This is a genomic window from Crocinitomix algicola (assembly GCF_001661595.2).
Taxonomy (GTDB): domain Bacteria; phylum Bacteroidota; class Bacteroidia; order Flavobacteriales_D; family Crocinitomicaceae; genus Crocinitomix; species Crocinitomix algicola.
Genome location: NZ_LYPF02000027.1, coordinates 40,411 through 56,770, shown reverse-complemented (window position 1 = coordinate 56,770; position 16,360 = coordinate 40,411). Strand labels below are relative to the sequence as shown.

The 16,360-nt window shown below is 32.4% G+C and carries 19 protein-coding genes; 3 read left to right on the top strand and 16 right to left on the bottom strand.

All coding sequences use genetic code 11. The annotated features are described in order from the left end of the window. Positions 1-163 precede the first annotated feature (163 nt). The 16 genes from A8143_RS15095 to A8143_RS15020 form a co-directional block, all read right to left on the bottom strand. Entirely contained in the window at positions 164-418 is a 255-nt protein-coding gene (locus A8143_RS15095) for a hypothetical protein (protein ID WP_070138498.1), read from the bottom strand. Positions 419-732: 314 nt separating this feature from the next. Continuing rightward, positions 733-1,176: a hypothetical protein gene (locus A8143_RS15090; RefSeq protein WP_139134385.1), complete on the bottom strand. Its 444-nt coding sequence runs from the start codon at positions 1,174-1,176 to the stop codon at positions 733-735. 339 nt (positions 1,177-1,515) lie between these two features. After that, positions 1,516-1,833, bottom strand: coding sequence for a hypothetical protein (locus A8143_RS15085; RefSeq protein ID WP_139134384.1), 318 nt, complete (start codon positions 1,831-1,833; stop codon positions 1,516-1,518). Between the two features lie 205 nt (positions 1,834-2,038). After that, positions 2,039-2,581, bottom strand: coding sequence for a hypothetical protein (locus tag A8143_RS15080; RefSeq protein ID WP_070138495.1), 543 nt, complete (start codon positions 2,579-2,581; stop codon positions 2,039-2,041). A 68-nt stretch (positions 2,582-2,649) separates the two neighbouring features. Next, positions 2,650-3,162, bottom strand: coding sequence for a hypothetical protein (locus A8143_RS15075; RefSeq protein ID WP_139134383.1), 513 nt, complete (start codon positions 3,160-3,162; stop codon positions 2,650-2,652). An 83-nt stretch (positions 3,163-3,245) separates the two neighbouring features. Further along, on the bottom strand, positions 3,246-4,184 hold the full coding sequence (locus A8143_RS15070; protein WP_139134382.1) for a hypothetical protein: 939 nt from the start codon (positions 4,182-4,184) through the stop codon (positions 3,246-3,248). Positions 4,185-4,445: 261 nt separating this feature from the next. Then, positions 4,446-4,745: a type II toxin-antitoxin system RelE/ParE family toxin gene (locus A8143_RS15065; RefSeq protein ID WP_070138492.1), complete on the bottom strand. Its 300-nt coding sequence runs from the start codon at positions 4,743-4,745 to the stop codon at positions 4,446-4,448. Further along, positions 4,738-4,989 carry a type II toxin-antitoxin system ParD family antitoxin gene (locus A8143_RS15060; RefSeq protein WP_070138491.1) on the bottom strand — a complete coding sequence of 84 codons (252 nt, stop codon included), beginning with the start codon at positions 4,987-4,989 and terminating at the stop codon, positions 4,738-4,740. Before A8143_RS15060 ends, A8143_RS15065 begins: the two co-directional genes overlap by 8 nt. A 285-nt stretch (positions 4,990-5,274) precedes the next feature. Beyond that, positions 5,275-5,700 (bottom strand): DUF1801 domain-containing protein, encoded by a 426-nt coding sequence (locus A8143_RS15055; RefSeq protein ID WP_070138490.1) that lies wholly within the window; start codon positions 5,698-5,700, stop codon positions 5,275-5,277. Between the two features lie 79 nt (positions 5,701-5,779). Continuing rightward, positions 5,780-6,535 carry a heparin lyase I family protein gene (locus tag A8143_RS15050; protein ID WP_070138489.1) on the bottom strand — a complete coding sequence of 252 codons (756 nt, stop codon included), beginning with the start codon at positions 6,533-6,535 and terminating at the stop codon, positions 5,780-5,782. After that, on the bottom strand, positions 6,532-7,020 hold the full coding sequence (locus A8143_RS15045; RefSeq protein ID WP_139134381.1) for a hypothetical protein: 489 nt from the start codon (positions 7,018-7,020) through the stop codon (positions 6,532-6,534). The genes A8143_RS15050 and A8143_RS15045 overlap by 4 nt, the downstream gene beginning before the upstream one ends. 73 nt (positions 7,021-7,093) lie before the next feature. Next, positions 7,094-7,657, bottom strand: a complete 564-nt coding sequence (locus tag A8143_RS15040) for a hypothetical protein (RefSeq protein ID WP_070138487.1) — start codon at positions 7,655-7,657, stop codon at positions 7,094-7,096. Positions 7,658-7,805: 148 nt separating this feature from the next. Continuing rightward, the gene (locus tag A8143_RS15035; RefSeq protein WP_070138486.1) at positions 7,806-9,695 is read right to left on the bottom strand and encodes an ATP-binding protein; all 1,890 of its coding nucleotides are present in this window, start codon (positions 9,693-9,695) and stop codon (positions 7,806-7,808) included. Between the two features lie 312 nt (positions 9,696-10,007). Then, positions 10,008-12,398 carry an outer membrane beta-barrel family protein gene (locus tag A8143_RS15030; protein ID WP_070138485.1) on the bottom strand — a complete coding sequence of 797 codons (2,391 nt, stop codon included), beginning with the start codon at positions 12,396-12,398 and terminating at the stop codon, positions 10,008-10,010. A 138-nt stretch (positions 12,399-12,536) separates the two neighbouring features. Beyond that, entirely contained in the window at positions 12,537-13,478 is a 942-nt protein-coding gene (locus tag A8143_RS15025; protein WP_139134380.1) for a tetratricopeptide repeat protein, read from the bottom strand. A 12-nt stretch (positions 13,479-13,490) separates the two neighbouring features. Continuing rightward, on the bottom strand, positions 13,491-13,955 hold the full coding sequence (locus A8143_RS15020) for a DinB family protein (RefSeq protein WP_070138483.1): 465 nt from the start codon (positions 13,953-13,955) through the stop codon (positions 13,491-13,493). Between the two features lie 122 nt (positions 13,956-14,077). On the opposite strand from A8143_RS15020, the gene A8143_RS15015 reads away from it, so the two are divergent. From A8143_RS15015 to A8143_RS15005, 3 genes are read left to right on the top strand one after another with little or no spacing between them, the layout of a single operon-like run. Next, positions 14,078-14,704 carry an MCP four helix bundle domain-containing protein gene (locus A8143_RS15015; protein WP_070138482.1) on the top strand — a complete coding sequence of 209 codons (627 nt, stop codon included), beginning with the start codon at positions 14,078-14,080 and terminating at the stop codon, positions 14,702-14,704. Between the two features lie 6 nt (positions 14,705-14,710). Continuing rightward, on the top strand, positions 14,711-15,514 hold the full coding sequence (locus A8143_RS15010; protein ID WP_070138481.1) for a class I SAM-dependent methyltransferase: 804 nt from the start codon (positions 14,711-14,713) through the stop codon (positions 15,512-15,514). A 9-nt stretch (positions 15,515-15,523) separates the two neighbouring features. Next, a complete protein-coding gene (locus tag A8143_RS15005) occupies positions 15,524-16,162 on the top strand; it encodes a YdeI/OmpD-associated family protein (RefSeq protein WP_070138480.1) in 639 nt (212 codons plus the stop codon). The last annotated feature ends 198 nt before the right edge of the window (positions 16,163-16,360 follow it).

The window sequence follows — 16,360 nt, the reverse complement described above, 5'->3', positions numbered from 1 at the left end:
AATACCTGTATAATTATTTTAAGTTGGGTTTAGAATGCATCTAATTAAGTAATCTTTGTCTGAGGGAATTGAAGCATGAATATCAACTACCATTCACTCGTAAGAATAAGCTTTGTAAATTAGTTAAATTATTGTTTCTTTTAATGCGTATTCCTATTGATTGTTATTTTTTACGCTGAACGAGACCGCTATTCATTAACAACTCCGTCAGATAACCAAATATAAAACCGCCAACTATCCATAAAATAAGTCTTAACACTAAAGTTGTTTTCGATATTTCCTGTTGAGAATAGTAAGGTAGTATTAATGCCACAATCAAAAACATAAAAACACCCCAAATTAGACCTCTTTTAATCCAGTTCGTTTTGTCAGTTCGATTGGATTGATTTCCCAACCATCTTTCTTCTTTTTGTTTCATGGTCTTTTATTCTTAATACAATATGGCTGACTATAAATCATGATCTTAACTCCTTTGAATCTTTCGCCTACTCCACTAAATCATAGTCAATCATTAACTGTTTCGGGCAGGGTTTTGCATAAATATAGCACATTAATTTTAATACTTATTAAGGTTGGTTTTATTGGAATTTACGTGAGCTAATTTGCTAAGCTTTTGAGGTTGGTAGCGGTTTGGCTAAACTGCGTTTTATTGCAGTTTAGGTTTTGTTAGATGCTTTTTTATTGTAACAGGAGTTTATTTCACGAATGTAGAATATTCCGTCAAAATTGCATTTACTTAACAGCTTTGGGTAGAACATTTTCTCTTTGTAAGAATCCATCTTTACTGGTTAAATACAAATAATAGTCAGCTAACCCATAGTCGATATTTACATCTATTTTTAATTCTATGAATTTCATATCATCTGTATCAGTTACAAGTTTATATCTCATGGTCTTAATAATTCCTTTGTCAACCACCTGAAACAAACTATATGTTAATACTTTTCCAATAGTCATAGTAATCATTGCATAAGCTTCATTATACATATCCGTGTAGCGCATAATTCCTCCATATACCAAAGGTGTCATATAATTTTTATCCAAAAGGTATCTGGCTCCATCTTCATGAGTTATTGAAGTTAGAATATCTTTTACTATCACACTACCAGTCTTTTTTAATTTGGGGTCAAGGTTTTCTAATGGTATATTCTTGTTTTCCTTTGGTCCGCACGACATAGTAAAAAGAAGTCCAATCATTAAAAAAATCGAAGTTCCTTTTTTTAATCTTTTCATTTGTTTATTCATAATTTCAATTCTAATCTTGTGAGTTTCAGGTTCGCTCTAATGCACTACAACGGTCAAATAAAAGTCCTGGCTTTTATTCCTTTATATTTATTTGTATTAATGTTCAAATTAATTAACCGTTTTGGGTTGGGTTTTGTGTAAATATAGCACATTAATTTTAATGTTGCTTTTAGGGGTGTTTACTAGCGTAAATTGGTAAGATTTTGAGGTAATTTTAACGTTTAGTGTAAAATGCGTTTTAATGCATTTTTACACCTTGTTGTAATTAGTTTATTTTGGTTTCTCTTGAAAGGCTACATTCCCTCCCGATTTAACATATTCGTCATAAAGATATTCTGACACCATTGTAAAGGTCTCTCCATTTCCTTTAACGTTTACATTCAGGTACCCTTCATATTTTTCAAACAAAACAGATATTTTAATCATTTCTAGGTCGAAAAATAAGTGTTCCAATTCATCCAATCCCGAATCTTCAAATTTGCTTTCAACTTTATCGAACTCGTCTGGTTCAACCGAAACTCCAAGCAACCTTGAAAGATCAGTAAGGTTTTCTTGACCAATCGGAAGCATTATCTGATATGATTTCATTTCATTTCGACTGTTTATGATTCTTAATTAATTAACCGTTTTGGGCAGGGTTTGGTGTAAATATAGCACATTAATTTTAATGGATAACAAGTTTGGTTTTAAAGTAATTAACGTAAGTAAATTTGGCAATTATTGAGTTAAATATCACGTTAAGACAAAATTAACGATCTGGAGTAAACAGCCATATTATGCAATTGAGCTATTGTTAGCATTTATTGTTCATCCTATTTATGATAAACTCTTTCAAGTATATTAAATCATCTTCGAGCACACTTTTTTCCGTATCATTAATACTTAGAATAACATGTTGGTTATTATTTGTATCACTAAATAACAATTTACCTTCATATGTCTCCTTCGATACTAAGTGAATTTTAGTATTGAAATTTTTAATGGCGTCCTTTTTAAATATTGTAATCCCACTATTCGATTTCACTTCCAGTTCCCCTGTCCTAATTATTTTAACGTTTTTGTTATTCACCTTTTTACTTTTCAAAACAGCCATCGCATATCCAGCATAAATTAGGGGCACCACTCCAATAGCTTCAAGCGATCCTATCTTCATAATAAAACCACTAATAATTAGTGTTAAACCAATAGAAGTTGGTAATAAAATCGAAACTATAATCCTAGAAGTTAAATCGACTATCCCTCCTATTTGAATTGCATCTTCATTTTCCATTTCCAGTACCGCAAGTTTATGTCTTTTAAGCTTTAGTTGTACTGTATAAAAGTTTGGTTTCTTCATCTTTACTATTATTGAAATAATTGGCGTAAAATGTGATTTAGTTCATTTTCAAATAGTGTCATAACCTTTTATTTCTTCTTTACATTGTACAATTTAATATCCCACTTTTGGATTGCCAGATAAAAATTTTTTTCAATTGATTCACTCCAGTAATCAATTCGTCCAACATCCATATCATATTGATAAATCGATAAAGCGAACTTCATTATTTCGGAATTAATTCTTTGTTCAGAGATTTCTTTACTTATAATGTCAATTATTTCTGTGTTTAATAATAGTTCAGGTTTTGTTTGTAAAATATGCACAAATGTTCTTTTAGTTCCATTTTCAATGGACCGATTTAATTTTTTATTCTCATTGTTATCGAAGAATTTGGGGTAACCTTGAACTTTAATTAGGTTTATAATTTGGTTGAAATTTTTGACAAACTGCGTGTCTCTAATATTTTCACCAATATAGGTTTGATCCGTTTTGTTAATTTCATGAAACATATCTCCAATATCCTCCTTCGTTAAGGTATCAGATTGACAAAATGAAAGAAAACATATTGCATTCAAAAATAGGAATAGAATGTATTTCATCTTGTGCTGTTTATTGTTAATAGCAAACCTGTCGGCTTTGCTCTCACTTTTGTTTGATGCTTTCTCCTCTTTAACCACCTTTCTTAATATAATCGATTCCAAAATTTTGAAATTTCCTTTATGTTGTTCAACTGCTCGACTTGCTCAAATTCCAAAACTCCAATTTTTTTGCGCTTTTTATTTAACATTATTGGATCTATTTTTTTAGGCTGAAACCTTAAACCATAATACCCAAAATTCTCATGTCGCGATTTACCAAATTCAGCTTCAAAATCGCAGATTGTCCCAAAGTGTTCGTTGTATAGGTTCCCTTTTTTCACTTCATCTATGAGTAAACTATCATATGATAAATTCGGTTGACTAAAATGATGTATAAAAATGACTATTGGCATTCCTGCTGAATAGTTGTTTGTCCTAATTTTAGAATGCATTTCACTTCTGTCAAGTCCAATTAATTTTTCGCCTGGAAAACCGTACTGTTTCGTAATTTCAATTAATCTTTCTACTTGTTCGGAATTCAATGTTTCCCACCTCTTTCGGACTTTGTTTTTTTGAAAAACATTAGCAGCGTAATACTCTTCTCTCAGTTTCTGGTCTTCTGAGAACATTTGATTAACCTCTTCTCTTATCTCCCAATTAATTCGTGAAGTATAGACACGATACAAACTGTCTTCTTTTTCTTTAATTTCATTGTAAACATTGCTTTTCAGGTAATCAGTTAGGTTGTAGGATTTTTCTATGTCAGTTATTTTGATTCCTTGTGAAATTGCCCTCTCAATGAAGTACTCAATTTTGACCGAGTCCTTCGCAAGAATTGAAAATTCAATTGCGTTAATACAATCCCTTGCAAAGACAAAATCATTATGGATAAAAACTTGGTGATAGGAATTAATTGCAGATTCAAAGTCATTTTGGATAGCAAATATTTTACCCACATTAATTCCTTCATAATAATCAATCGTATTTTGTGCAGATATTTCTGATGCGAAAATTGAGACCAATATAATATAAAGTAGTTTCATTCAAATTGCGGTTAACGGCCTCGGCTATGAGTAGTTGCGTGGGTTAGCGGTTAACTTTGCAAGTACACACTAAACTGAAAATCCGCAAAGATTTTCAGAAGTAGGTGAGAACATGCAATTACTTATAGCCGTATGTAATAAGCTAATTAAGCAAGCCTATGCTATTGCTAAATCTGGTTTACCTTATGATCCTAATTATGCAAGAAATTAAATTCAAAAAAACTTGGAATTTAGCTTAGTTCATTGTCGGGTGTAGTTTTTTTATTCGGTTATTCTATTTTTTAAATCCATTTGTCCGTGTAAAATTCTCGTAATTTCAATCGGTAGGTTAATTCGTTTTCGGTAAAAAATTATATGCCGGCTTGTTTTAAGTCCGAATAAGTCATTGGTTATTCCCTCGTAATTTTTTCCTAAATCAGGATTATTAGCAATGTCTTGACAGCTATCTAATAGCAAGTTATAATATCTATCAGCTTTTTGTTCTGACCACTTTTCAATTGTGTATTCCCAAATTCCAGTTAAATCTTCAACAGCTTTGTTGGTCAGTTCATATTTAGCCATTCTTTTTATGTCTAGCTTTTAATTCCTGAAGATGTTTTTCTGGGTCAAAATCGTGTGCAATCCCACTGTCAATTCCTTCTTGAATTGCATTTCTCAAAGCAATGACTTTACTTTCTTCGTTTTCTAAAAGGCGCAGTCCAGCTCTAATTACTTCACTTACGTTTTTGTATCGTCCAGTAGAGACTTGGCTGCTCACAAATTGGTCAAAATAATTTCCGAGTGATATTGATGTGTTCTTGCTCATAATTCAAATATTTGTTCAAAAATACCAAAAATTGGTAAGTTTTCCAAATTACACCCAACGGTAAAATAAAAGTCACGACTTTTATTCCTGTTATTATATTCTAATTATTCTATCCGTTTTGGGCAGGGTTTTGTGTAAATATAGCACATTAATTTTAACAGTATTGAACTTGTTTTTTTGGCGAACTTGTATGGTTTTGTGTGTTTTTTTGAATTGAGTAACAGTTTAGCTATGAACAATATTGTGTTTTGGTGTTGTCGGCACCAGTTTTTGGTTTTATCATTGTTAATGCCATTTCGCACTTTTACTCTTCTCAATGAGTTGCTTGAGAATGTCAAGATTTATATCTGACAATTTATTGATATACAAGCATCCTTTTCCCCATTTACACTTCCCCAACTTTCCTAAGAGTTCTATTTCCTCATTAATATCAATGGTTAAGTAAACCGTGATTTTAGATTTACGTGGTGCAAATCCAACATTAAACCATTCAAACTCTTCTTTTGAACCCTTTCGGCGATATTTATATTTACCAAAACCAATCAAGAAGTCTGGTACTTTTTCGTTACCCCAAACTTTAGGTTCATATCCCGTCACCTCTCCCATTAATTTTAAAATGACATTACTGTCTGCTTGTTTAGAATTGTTACCAAGTGATTCGATAAAATTTTGAACGCTTCTGCCTGTTTCTTTTGTTGCTAATCCTGCCATTACTATTTCTTTCAGTTGTTGCCTTCGGTTTGATTAATCTACGTATTAATGTAGTTTAGGTATTGTTAACCAACGTTTTCTAGTTTATAGTGAGTACTGATATATCGTCTACATACATGATTAAATCATTTTCAGATGGATTTGCAGTTATTCCAAATTCAATTTGGCTATACCTACCTTGAGTTCCTTGTGTAGAGTATAAAACATCTGAAGGTAATGTTTTCCATTTTTCTTGGTTTATGATGAGCAAGCCATCTTGATAAACCTTCACAAATCCTTTCTTTTTCTGAGACAGTTTTGTTTCAAATCGAACATTTACCCATTGATTTCTCGGAAAAGGAATTCCATCTCCTTTTTGCTCTACATTTGGATTTGAATATTTATGTTCAAGTAGTAATTTTCCATCAACCAAAGCTAATCGCATCCCAGGGCCAGCACCAATATTGGTTTGTTCCTCTAAATCAAAAATGAAAAGCCATTGTGCAGGATCATTTCCAACGAGGTAAAGCCAAAAGTCTACCACAACGGTTTCACCTTCCCAGAAAGCCATGTTTTGTTTATTGATAGATGCTTTTGATAAACCGTTTTCCGTTTTTCCTCCAATAAATTTTACACTTCGATTTCCACTGTGCGTAATTGTCGTGTCAATTAGAATGTCATTTGTAATCAAGGTATTTTGAAAGAAGGACCAGTATTTGTCATTTCCATCGATTATTTCATCAATTTCGTTGTAATCCTCAAAACCATCTTTATAGGAATTAGGTCCTTTGAAGAACTCCTTCTTATTGCAACTAAAGAAGCTAATTACCAAAACAAATAAAAGTGCCTTTTTCATTTTTTGTTCCTCTTGAATTTTAGTTTATAGGCGTATGTAACTCCCGCCCAGTGCTCCCATTGAAAATCGAAAAGAAATGAGATTAACGGAGTATAACCGATCCTCCAATAATGGTTCTTCCCTTCGGGTTCAAATCGATAGGAAAATGATAATGGCATTCTTACATAAGCCCCTCCAAAATTTGTTGTAAATGATGGAGCAAGTCCAATCCCAAAATCCATTTGATGTGACTTTTTCCCTAATATTCCATGTAACATTTGGGGGAATATTAAAGCTACACCATTGTTCTTATCTATGGGCATAAAGCTAAAACCTGTTCTGTAACTGTATCTTATTTTCTCCTTCTGACCAAAAACAGATTCATAGTTGAATGAGCCTAATCCTCCCGAACCTCCGAGTTCAAAAGTCAAATACTTATCGTTTTGACCGCATACTAAACCAAGATGAAGCATTAAAAAAATTGTTATGACGAACCTCGTTTTCAAATTATTTTTTTTGATGATAGCCAGACGGTTATGTAAAAATAGCCATTTACGGCAAACAGCTTCGTTTACTTTTTTATTTTTTGATCTGCGCTTTTTTTTCATATAATAGGTTCCATAACCTACGATAGTCTCCAGACATTCCAAATTTTTCAGTGTTTGCATTAGCACCAAGAATATGAGATTCATCACAAGAAAAACAAATTTTGGCAATTCCAACAATTCGAACGGAGTCTTTAAAAATTAGTAGATCCCTAAATTCAGGCAGACACATATATTGATAAAATTCTTCATGTTTTTTTTCTGAGAATAAACTGTCCAGCTCGACATGTTTTGCGTTTGAAATTTTACTCTTTGTATAGCCGAATGATTCTAGGTGCTCGATAAATGCAGTATCTTTTATGTTCTCCGGATAAAGATTGGTCAGTATTTCATTGAATAAATAATTCGTTTGACCTGAATCTATTTCTTCCAGGCTCCATATTTCATTCTCAGAAATATTAATTGAATAATGATCCACTTCAGTGAAGTCGAAAAAAGATTTTGGTATAAAATTTTCTTCTGCCGTTTGAGTTGATGTGGATTGATTTGAGCATGAAAAGATAATTCCACTAAAAATAATCAAAATGAGTTTATTCATAATTGAAGTAACAACGGTCTACGCTATGAGCAGTAGGGAGGTTAGTACTTAAATTTGCAAGTATACACCGAGCTGAAAATCCGCAAGGATTTTCAGAAGTAGGCGGGAACAAGCAATTACTTATAGCCATTGTTGTGTATAGTGCTTTTTAGTTTTCGTTTAATCTTTTAATTTCCTTAAACCAACTATTTATCTCTTCATAAGAATTCATTTCAATTAAGAGTTCTTTGGTCATTTGTTTCGTTAATTTTCCATTGGCAATTTGTTTGATTATTTTTTCATCATCAAATCTGTTGGTTTTATTTGTAACAATACTAGCTACATCTGTATTATCCCAATCTTTTATATTTGAACAATCTATATGAAATTCGCTTTGAAATAGGCTAGGATGTATATAATTCTCCATCTCTCTCTTCCTTGTCAAAACTCCTTTTGATTCATCTTCTCTTTGATTAACCTTTTCAATTGATGATTTATATTGTTCATTCGAGTCTTTGTCATAAAGATGGAATTCTATGACATTTGAGCCTTCTAAATAATGTCTATCAATCCAATTTTTTAGAGCTGAACCACCCATTGGGATTAGTTTAATCTTTTCCTTTTTTAAATCAATGGTTTCTTTGAAATCTGAAATACTTTGATTTATATTCATTAAGAAGTTTATGTCATTCTCGCCTTCAACACAAATTACTAATTTCCCCAAATATGTTGTTATACCTAAAGTTTCAGTAATAGCTTTTAATTTATTGTCGTCTTGAATAATCATATTTTTCCCATCAACTTTATCTACTAAAATTAAATGTTCACTTTTAGTTTGTTTTGCAATTTCAGGCGAATGAGTAGTGATTAAAACTTGATTATTTGGTTTTTGAGCAATTTCGTTTAAAGCTTCAATTAATAAAGTTTGATGGTTTGGATGTTGAGAAGTTTCAGGTTCTTCAATTGCATAAATTACATTTCTCTTATTTGTGTTTATTCTCTCTGCTTCAGCTCTAAAGTAATTTAAAAGGATTAATCTACGAACTCCACTTCCTCTTTTGTTCATTGGAATATTATCATCCCCTATAAATGAAAATGAAAACAAAGTGTCCCAAGCTTTATTCGAAACATCAGGCTTTAAAACTTTTGCTAATTCTGGATTCATCTCTTCCAGCTTTTTAATAGTTTCGTTACCGATTTTTTCTGCACTATCTTTAATTAATGCTTTTACTTCTTCTAATTTATCAATAACATTTTCAATAGCAGTTTTCGTTATTACCTTTAAAGGGTCTTGTACTTCTTTATCTGTATCTTTATTAGGTCTATCAGATTGAAATAAGAAATATAACGGCAAATCAAGACTTATACTGTTCCAAATATTCTTACTATCTTCCTTATCTATAGGAAGTTCAATTGTTTTACATTCTTTATCATCTAAAACTTGATAAATTGCCTTTCTGATATCTGCTCTTTTTCGTTTGTCGATATTTTTAATTGGGATTTTTTTATCCATATCTGAACTATAAGGCCCAATTTCAAGTCCTTCAAGTTCATTATTATTAAGTTTATCGTGAAGAGCAAAAGCTATATTTTCATTACCTTTATTTTCCAATATTTTTTTTAAATCTGTGATTTTTAATATTGGTAATGGTGCATCTTGAAATTCTTTTGGGTATTCGCAAACAATATAAGTTTTAAGGCTTGATGCTGTAAGTTTATCTTTTGAACAATCCCAAACTTTCTTAATTTCAAGTAGTCCATCTTTATTTAAAAGATATTCGTCTTTCAGTTTAGTTTTTACATCTGTGTCAATTAAGTATTCTTTGTCATCGTCCGTAATGAAACAACAACTTATTGACATTTCAGAGCCTTGAAAAACGTTTTTATCAGTTATATCAATTTTTATTCTTTCTTGACCAAAAAAAATATCGAGCGCCTCAAGTAATGTTGATTTACCAATATCATTTTTTCCTATAATTACATTTAGGTTTTTGTCGAATTCAACTTCGATAGAATCGTAACTTCTGAAGTTTTTAAGTTTTAATGTTTTTAAATACATTGATATTGGTTTTCGGCATTACACACAACGCTCAAATAAAAGCCATGACTTTTATTCCTTTAATTTATTTGTATTAATATTCTAATTAATTAATCATTTTGGGTTGGGTTTGCCGTAAATATAGCACATTAATTTTAATTGTTTTTAATGTTGATTTTATGGGTATTTATACCCGCTCAAATGCCGTGATGTTTTAGGTGAATTCGTGCTTATTATTCGTATTTTTTATAATATGCTAAGTGGCGAGTTTTCCCTTCGGATTTTCTGTTATTACTGGTTTCGATGGAATGCGAATTAAATAAGCGTTTCTTTTTATTTCCGCACTCTTGAACTTGCTGTCTTGCCAATATCCGTAGAAGAGTATGCTTTTTCCTTTAATTTACCAAAATTATATCGCAGGGTTAATCGAAATAATTTGGTGTTCATTTTTCGTATATAGCTTACTTTTGAGGCCGCTAATGTGTAATATCCGTCAACAATATTGGTGTGAAAAATATCATCCGCTAATAAATTTATACTTAACCGATCATCAATAAAACTTTTCGACCATCCAACCGAAAAATTATAAAAAGGTTTTCGATAATACAGCCCGTCAAATCTTGTGCCGAGCAACCTAAAAGCAAGTTGAATTTTACCCAACTTGCCAATATTGATCATGTTATTGGTAAAAAAATAAAAGCGGGGCTGAAATTCGCTGGTAGAAAATGCTGACCGACTATCAATTACTTGATCTAAGGTCGTACCAATAATGTTAAATGATCGAACAAACCTTTTTAGTTGTAACGGTACTTGAAGGGAAATAAAATAAGAATGTTCTTGTTCTACATTTACCTGCATTAATGTGGATGATGTCTGACCGTTATCTCCAGGCAATAGAGCATATCGAAATGCATTTTGTGTATGGTTATACCCTATTTTTAATCCGTAACGCTTAAAATTAATATTGGATTCTATTGAATAGGTCTGTTCTGGCTTTAATTGGGGATTTCCTTGGCTGGTGGTTAACGAATCAATATAAAACAAAAAGGGGTCTAAAGCTTGATAAGTAGGTCTTTTTATGGAGGATGACATGGATAAATTAAGCTTCCAATCCTCCTTCAAATCATAATCCAAAATGACATTTGGAAACAAATTAAAATACGTTGTATCAATGATTGTTTCATTGATTTTTTTTGAAATTCCATTTGCTGCGGTTAATTCGCTTCGGACCCCCAAACTTAGTCTGATTTTTTCGTTCAAATCTCTAGAATATTGGGCGTAAATTGCTCCTATATTTTCTTGGTAAATAAAATCATTGGACAGATTAGCATAGAATTTAAACTCTTCTTCATCGGGCTTTTTAGAGAAGAACTTAACCTCCCCATTATTGTCGGCTTGAATTCCCTTTACCCCTATTTCAAAAAGGGTGGATTTGTTAGCGTAGAATTTCTGAAAATCTAGTTGCGCAGTAGCAAAAGATATTAACGTCTCGGAATTATTTCGGCGATTAAACAATTGGAGATTATCCTCCCTATTTATCTCCTCTTCTATAAAAATATCGTCATTCGAATTGAAATAGAAATACTGTGCACCTGCAAACAAGTTCGTCCCCAGAGAATCGAACAAAAGGGAGTAATTTAAATTCAAAGACTGAAGCAGGTATTTATTTTCTCCTGAATTTTGTGTAGTGATTCCTGTCTTCACACCCTCAACATCCCTAAAAATGGTAATCGCATTGGCATCTTGTTCGGATAGGCTTACGCTCCCTAAATATTCAATGGTAAGACTATTTTTTGCATTAAAACCATACGTAAAACCTGTGTTGTAGGTATTGTAAAATTTTAAATTGGATTGGTCCTTAAAGTCATTAATTGATTCTGTTGTTCCTAAATCAGAAAATGCATTTCTTTTGATAACATTTGCTCCCCAATTACGACCGTGATCTTGCGCATAATTTAGCTGTGCGGATAATTTACCTTTTCTATAATTAAAGGCAGCTGTAGAATAGGATTGCAAATACCTCGCCCAAGTTGTGTTTTGGACCAGTTCTCCTGAAAACCCCTCAACTGAATTATCTGAGAGCAAAATATTAACCACTGCCTTGCCACTCGCATCGTATTTTGCCGGGGGATTTGTCAAAACTTCAATTCGTTCAATGCTACTCGATGGAATGGCTTGTAATTGTGCGCTTGAAATTAATTTACCATTCAGCAAAACAATCGCTTCTCCTTTGCCAAACACAGTTACAATTCCTTCTTCCACAATAATACCAGGTGATTTGGAAAGAACGTCATTAATCGACGTGGAACTTTCAAGTATCGTTCCTTTCACATGAACAATAAGTTCACCCGAACTACCAGTGGTAAAGGCTGGTTTCATTGCACTTGCCACGACCTTATTCATCAGAATTCCTGAATTAACATGGATGACTCCTAAATTTAAAATTGTCGTATCTGGTCGAACAATTGTCTGATAAAGGGCATTGATATCCAAGGAGACTATTTTTAAAAGAACGGTATCTTGTTCCAAACCTCTTATTATGAATTCTCCATTATTCACAAGGCCACCTTTAATCAAAGAGCTGTCAGAAGTATTTAACAATAAGGCATTGCAGAAAACGAGACTATCATTTTGGTCTTTAACTAATCCTTTTAGGGTATAGGAAGATTGGGCAAAACTCAAATTTGCCACTAGAAAAAATAGAAGAATTACACTTATTCGCATCGTACGTTTTTAAGAGTAATTCAGTTTTTCGAATTAGTAACTTAAAAAAATAAAGCGGTCAATAAGAACAATAAATTATTTTCAGATTAAGGTTTAAATGTTCAAATGAAAGTAGTTATAATCATGCGTTAAACTACGTTATTTACATAACTTTTCAACTAAGTTAAACACTTCCATACCATACATTTCAGTGAAACCGAGTTGCAAAGCCGTATTAAAATCTTCGCAAGCTTTTTTATTTTTTCCCATCTCTAAATATATGAGTCCCCTATTCCGATAAGCATATGAATTAGCGCTATAAATATCAATCGAGGCATTTACATCATCCATGGCTCCTTTTAAATCTCCCACTTTCATTTTACTGTAGCTCCGATTGTTCAATGACAAAGGTTCATCCGGCAATAACTCTAAGGCTTTATTAAAATAAGGAATTGAAGCTTCAAACTCTTCCCTTAATTGATAATGAAATCCAATATTAGTATAACCCGCAACAAAATTGGAGTCAATTTCAATTACACGGAACAAATATCCCATGGTTTCATCTGCCTTTCCCACTTCATCAGCAGTAATTGCAATATTGTTTAAGACACTTATATTGGTTGAATCAAAATGATAACAGCGTAACAAATCTTCATAAGCTAACTCAAACTCACGAATATCGCTATAAACCGTTGCGCGATTCATTAAAACCGAATGATAAGCGGTATCGTTCTCAAATGTCTCCGCTTTTTCTAAAGCAATTCGATAATCTCTTAACGCCACGTTTGGCTTTCCAATCGTTTTATAAAAAAAACCACGAGTATCATACAAATAGGCATTATCTGGATTTGCAATTATTGCGCTATTCAACCCTTTAAATGTTTCTTCATATTGCCCTTCGTACCAGTTGGCATAAGCCAAACTGATATGCGCTTCAGCAATTGATGCATCAAGCTCAATTACTTCTTCTAACAATTTTATAGCCTTCTTGTGATTTTCTGCTTCTCTCGCAGCTCTTGCACTTTCTAACAATTCGTCAACATCCTGTCCAAAACTAATCATGCTCAACGAGACGATTAATCCTAATACTACTTGTTTCATTTTTAATAGTGGTTAATTATCTTTTAGGTTTCTTTTAATCGCCAATATACTACTAATATGTAAGGTATGATGCATATTATTAAATTGTAGTGCTTCCTCTGCATTGGTAATCTCGAAATTATAGGAAGTCATATAAGGCGTGTAATTTTCAAAGCGGCCAGCATTTACATCAGCCTCCAAGGCAGGAACAGCATTGGCTAGCTCTTCTAAAATAAAATCTAACTCTGCCTGATCAATTGGTCCTTCAGGTTTCGATCCTTTCTTGTATTTGAGAATAAAAGATTTTTCTAAACCGCCATCTATTCCTGCTAATCCGTAAACTAACCCTTTATGCGTTGCGACTAAATGTCCAATATTCCATGCAATATTATTGTTAAAACCAGCCGGTATTTCATTAATTTGATTCAAGGTTAAGTCCTTTACAATTTTGATGATATTGTGACGAGAGACGCTAAATAATTTTAAAGTTGCTTCCATAGTTCTTTTTTGAGGATAATAATACAAAGTTTACTCCAATAAAACAGTTCTCAGTTGTTTCGGACAAATATTGTTTAATATTAGTATATTCACTTGCTCAAGTTCCCCTAACCTAACTTGCGATGATAAAATGGACCTATAGCTTAAAAAATAAACTTACTGCATCATTTGCTTTAGTTGCACTCTGTTTATTGGTCTTACTCAGTACTTATTTGGACAGGAACCATACCGATAAAGTTAAAAGCGCCATTAGTACATTATATCAAGATCGTATTATGGTACAGGGGTTTATTTTGGATATGACCAGCGATTTGTATCAAATTAGAGAAATTATATTAACTTCAAAAGCCAGTGAAAAAGTAACTTTCCAAAAGTCTCAAAATTTAATTGAGGATATTAATCGGCTGAAAGAATTATACCTCAAAACAGAATTTACACAACTGGAGACCTTGAAATTTGACGAATTTCTTGCGATAATGGATGATTATCAAACCAAGTCTTTACCGTCAGCAATACAACAGTTGCAACTCACAGAAAATGGTATTAAAGTTTTGAAGGAATTGTCAGCAATTCAACTGAACGAATCTCAAAACATTGTTGAAAAAGCCGAAACACTCTACCAAAACGGGAGAATTTTAACCAACTTTTCAATAGGAATCATTGTTATTATTTTAATACTCTTGCAAGGCTTAGTCATTGCGTCTAAACCTGCAATTCCTAAAAAAAGAACCAACCCTAATTTAAATTAACATAACGTGAAAAAAGAGGATAATTATCTGAATAACAACCGGATTTTGTGGAACAATAAAGTAGAAACACATTTAAATTCCGCTTTTTACGATGTAGCAAACTTTATAAAAGGTAAAACATCCCTCAACGCTATTGAGCTTGATTTATTGGGTGATATTAAAGGCAAGTCCATCTTACATTTGCAATGTCATTTTGGACAAGATAGTATTTCACTCAGTAGGATGGGTGCACAAGTCACAGGAATTGACTTATCAGATAAAGCGATTGAAGCAGCAAAAAATCTTGCCGAACAAACTGGAAATGTGGTCAACTTTATATGCAGTGATGTTTATGACTTACCCAATCATTTAGCCGAAAAATTTGATATCGTTTTTACGAGTTACGGAACGATTGGTTGGTTACCGAATTTGGAAAAATGGGCTAAAATAATTGACCATTTCCTTAAACCAAATGGCGAGTTTATATTTGTAGAATTTCATCCTGTAGTATGGATGTTTAACGATAATTTCACTGAAATTGCATATAAATATTCTAATTCAGACCCAATTATTGAAACCGAAACAGGCACATACGCAGATAAAAATGCAGATTTAACAGCAGAATACATCTCTTGGAATCATGGACTGAGCGAGGTTTTTACTGCGCTATTGAATCACCAATTAACCATTAAATCCTTTCAAGAATTTGATTATTCACCATACGATTGTTTTGATTCAACTGAAGAGTTTGAAAAAGGTAAATACAGAATTAAACACCTTGGAGATAAAATTCCTATGGTGTATGCAATTCGTGCAGTTAAAAAGTCTTAATTTAAGCCTATGAAGAACACCAACATACAAACCAATATAGAACGCTATTTTATTGACGGTTGTGGAAGATGTGATTTAGGTGAAACTCCCGATTGCAAGGTCAATAATTGGCGAGAAGAACTTGAAATATTAAGATCCTTTTTACAATCAACGGCATTAAAAGAAGACATAAAATGGGGAGCACCTATTTACACGTATAATGGTAAAAATGTTTTGGGATTATCTGCGTTAAAAGCACATTGTTCTGTTAGCTTTTTTAAAGGTTCCTTATTAAAAGATGAAAAGAAAATACTTCATCAACCCGGCAAAAACTCACAGGCAGTGCGCTATTTTAAGTTTACAAACATCGACGATGTACTCCATCTTAAATCGGAATTATTAACCTATGTTCAGGAGGCAATTGAAATTGAGGAAAAGGGGTTAAAAGTAGATTTTAAAGCCAGTAAAAATTTCGAGATTCCAATTGAACTTATTGAAGTTTTAGCACAAAATTCGGATGCAAAAAAAGCTTTTGACAAACTGACAACAGGTCGCAAAAGAAGTTATGTTTTACATGTGTCAAGTGCTAAACAAGCAAAAACTCGTTACGCAAGAGCTGAAAAATCAATTCCTAAAATATTGCAAGGCAAAGGGTTTAACGAATACTAAATTTGTTAGAACCCGAAAAAGGTCAATTTTGTTCATTTTCACATCAAATTGATACATTTTCTTTTAAAAACAAATCGTTTTAACCATTTTTTTTGCAGAAAAGGTGATTTTTTATATCTTCTACGCGTGAGGAAATAGAACAATAATATTTCTTCTGTAATACCAAGACGCATTAAAATTCAGACTAAAAGTTGAAAT

What these genes read in the sequence shown, in the direction of transcription:
- A8143_RS15005 (WP_070138480.1), top strand. Translation starts at nt 15,524, where the DNA reads ATGAAGAACACCAACATACAAACCAATATAGAACGCTATTTTATTGAC.
- A8143_RS15050 (WP_070138489.1), bottom strand. Translation starts at nt 6,535, where the DNA reads ATGAAAAAGGCACTTTTATTTGTTTTGGTAATTAGCTTCTTTAGTTGC.
- A8143_RS15025 (WP_139134380.1), bottom strand. Translation starts at nt 13,478, where the DNA reads ATGAAACAAGTAGTATTAGGATTAATCGTCTCGTTGAGCATGATTAGT.
- A8143_RS15055 (WP_070138490.1), bottom strand. Translation starts at nt 5,700, where the DNA reads ATGGCAGGATTAGCAACAAAAGAAACAGGCAGAAGCGTTCAAAATTTT.
- A8143_RS15065 (WP_070138492.1), bottom strand. Translation starts at nt 4,745, where the DNA reads ATGGCTAAATATGAACTGACCAACAAAGCTGTTGAAGATTTAACTGGA.
- A8143_RS15090 (WP_139134385.1), bottom strand. Translation starts at nt 1,176, where the DNA reads ATGTCGTGCGGACCAAAGGAAAACAAGAATATACCATTAGAAAACCTT.
- A8143_RS15040 (WP_070138487.1), bottom strand. Translation starts at nt 7,657, where the DNA reads ATGAATAAACTCATTTTGATTATTTTTAGTGGAATTATCTTTTCATGC.
- A8143_RS15075 (WP_139134383.1), bottom strand. Translation starts at nt 3,162, where the DNA reads ATGAAATACATTCTATTCCTATTTTTGAATGCAATATGTTTTCTTTCA.
- A8143_RS15035 (WP_070138486.1), bottom strand. Translation starts at nt 9,695, where the DNA reads ATGTATTTAAAAACATTAAAACTTAAAAACTTCAGAAGTTACGATTCT.
- A8143_RS15095 (WP_070138498.1), bottom strand. Translation starts at nt 418, where the DNA reads ATGAAACAAAAAGAAGAAAGATGGTTGGGAAATCAATCCAATCGAACT.
- A8143_RS15085 (WP_139134384.1), bottom strand. Translation starts at nt 1,833, where the DNA reads ATGAAATCATATCAGATAATGCTTCCGATTGGTCAAGAAAACCTTACT.
- A8143_RS15015 (WP_070138482.1), top strand. Translation starts at nt 14,078, where the DNA reads ATGATAAAATGGACCTATAGCTTAAAAAATAAACTTACTGCATCATTT.
- A8143_RS15030 (WP_070138485.1), bottom strand. Translation starts at nt 12,398, where the DNA reads ATGCGAATAAGTGTAATTCTTCTATTTTTTCTAGTGGCAAATTTGAGT.
- A8143_RS15020 (WP_070138483.1), bottom strand. Translation starts at nt 13,955, where the DNA reads ATGGAAGCAACTTTAAAATTATTTAGCGTCTCTCGTCACAATATCATC.
- A8143_RS15060 (WP_070138491.1), bottom strand. Translation starts at nt 4,989, where the DNA reads ATGAGCAAGAACACATCAATATCACTCGGAAATTATTTTGACCAATTT.
- A8143_RS15070 (WP_139134382.1), bottom strand. Translation starts at nt 4,184, where the DNA reads ATGAAACTACTTTATATTATATTGGTCTCAATTTTCGCATCAGAAATA.
- A8143_RS15080 (WP_070138495.1), bottom strand. Translation starts at nt 2,581, where the DNA reads ATGAAGAAACCAAACTTTTATACAGTACAACTAAAGCTTAAAAGACAT.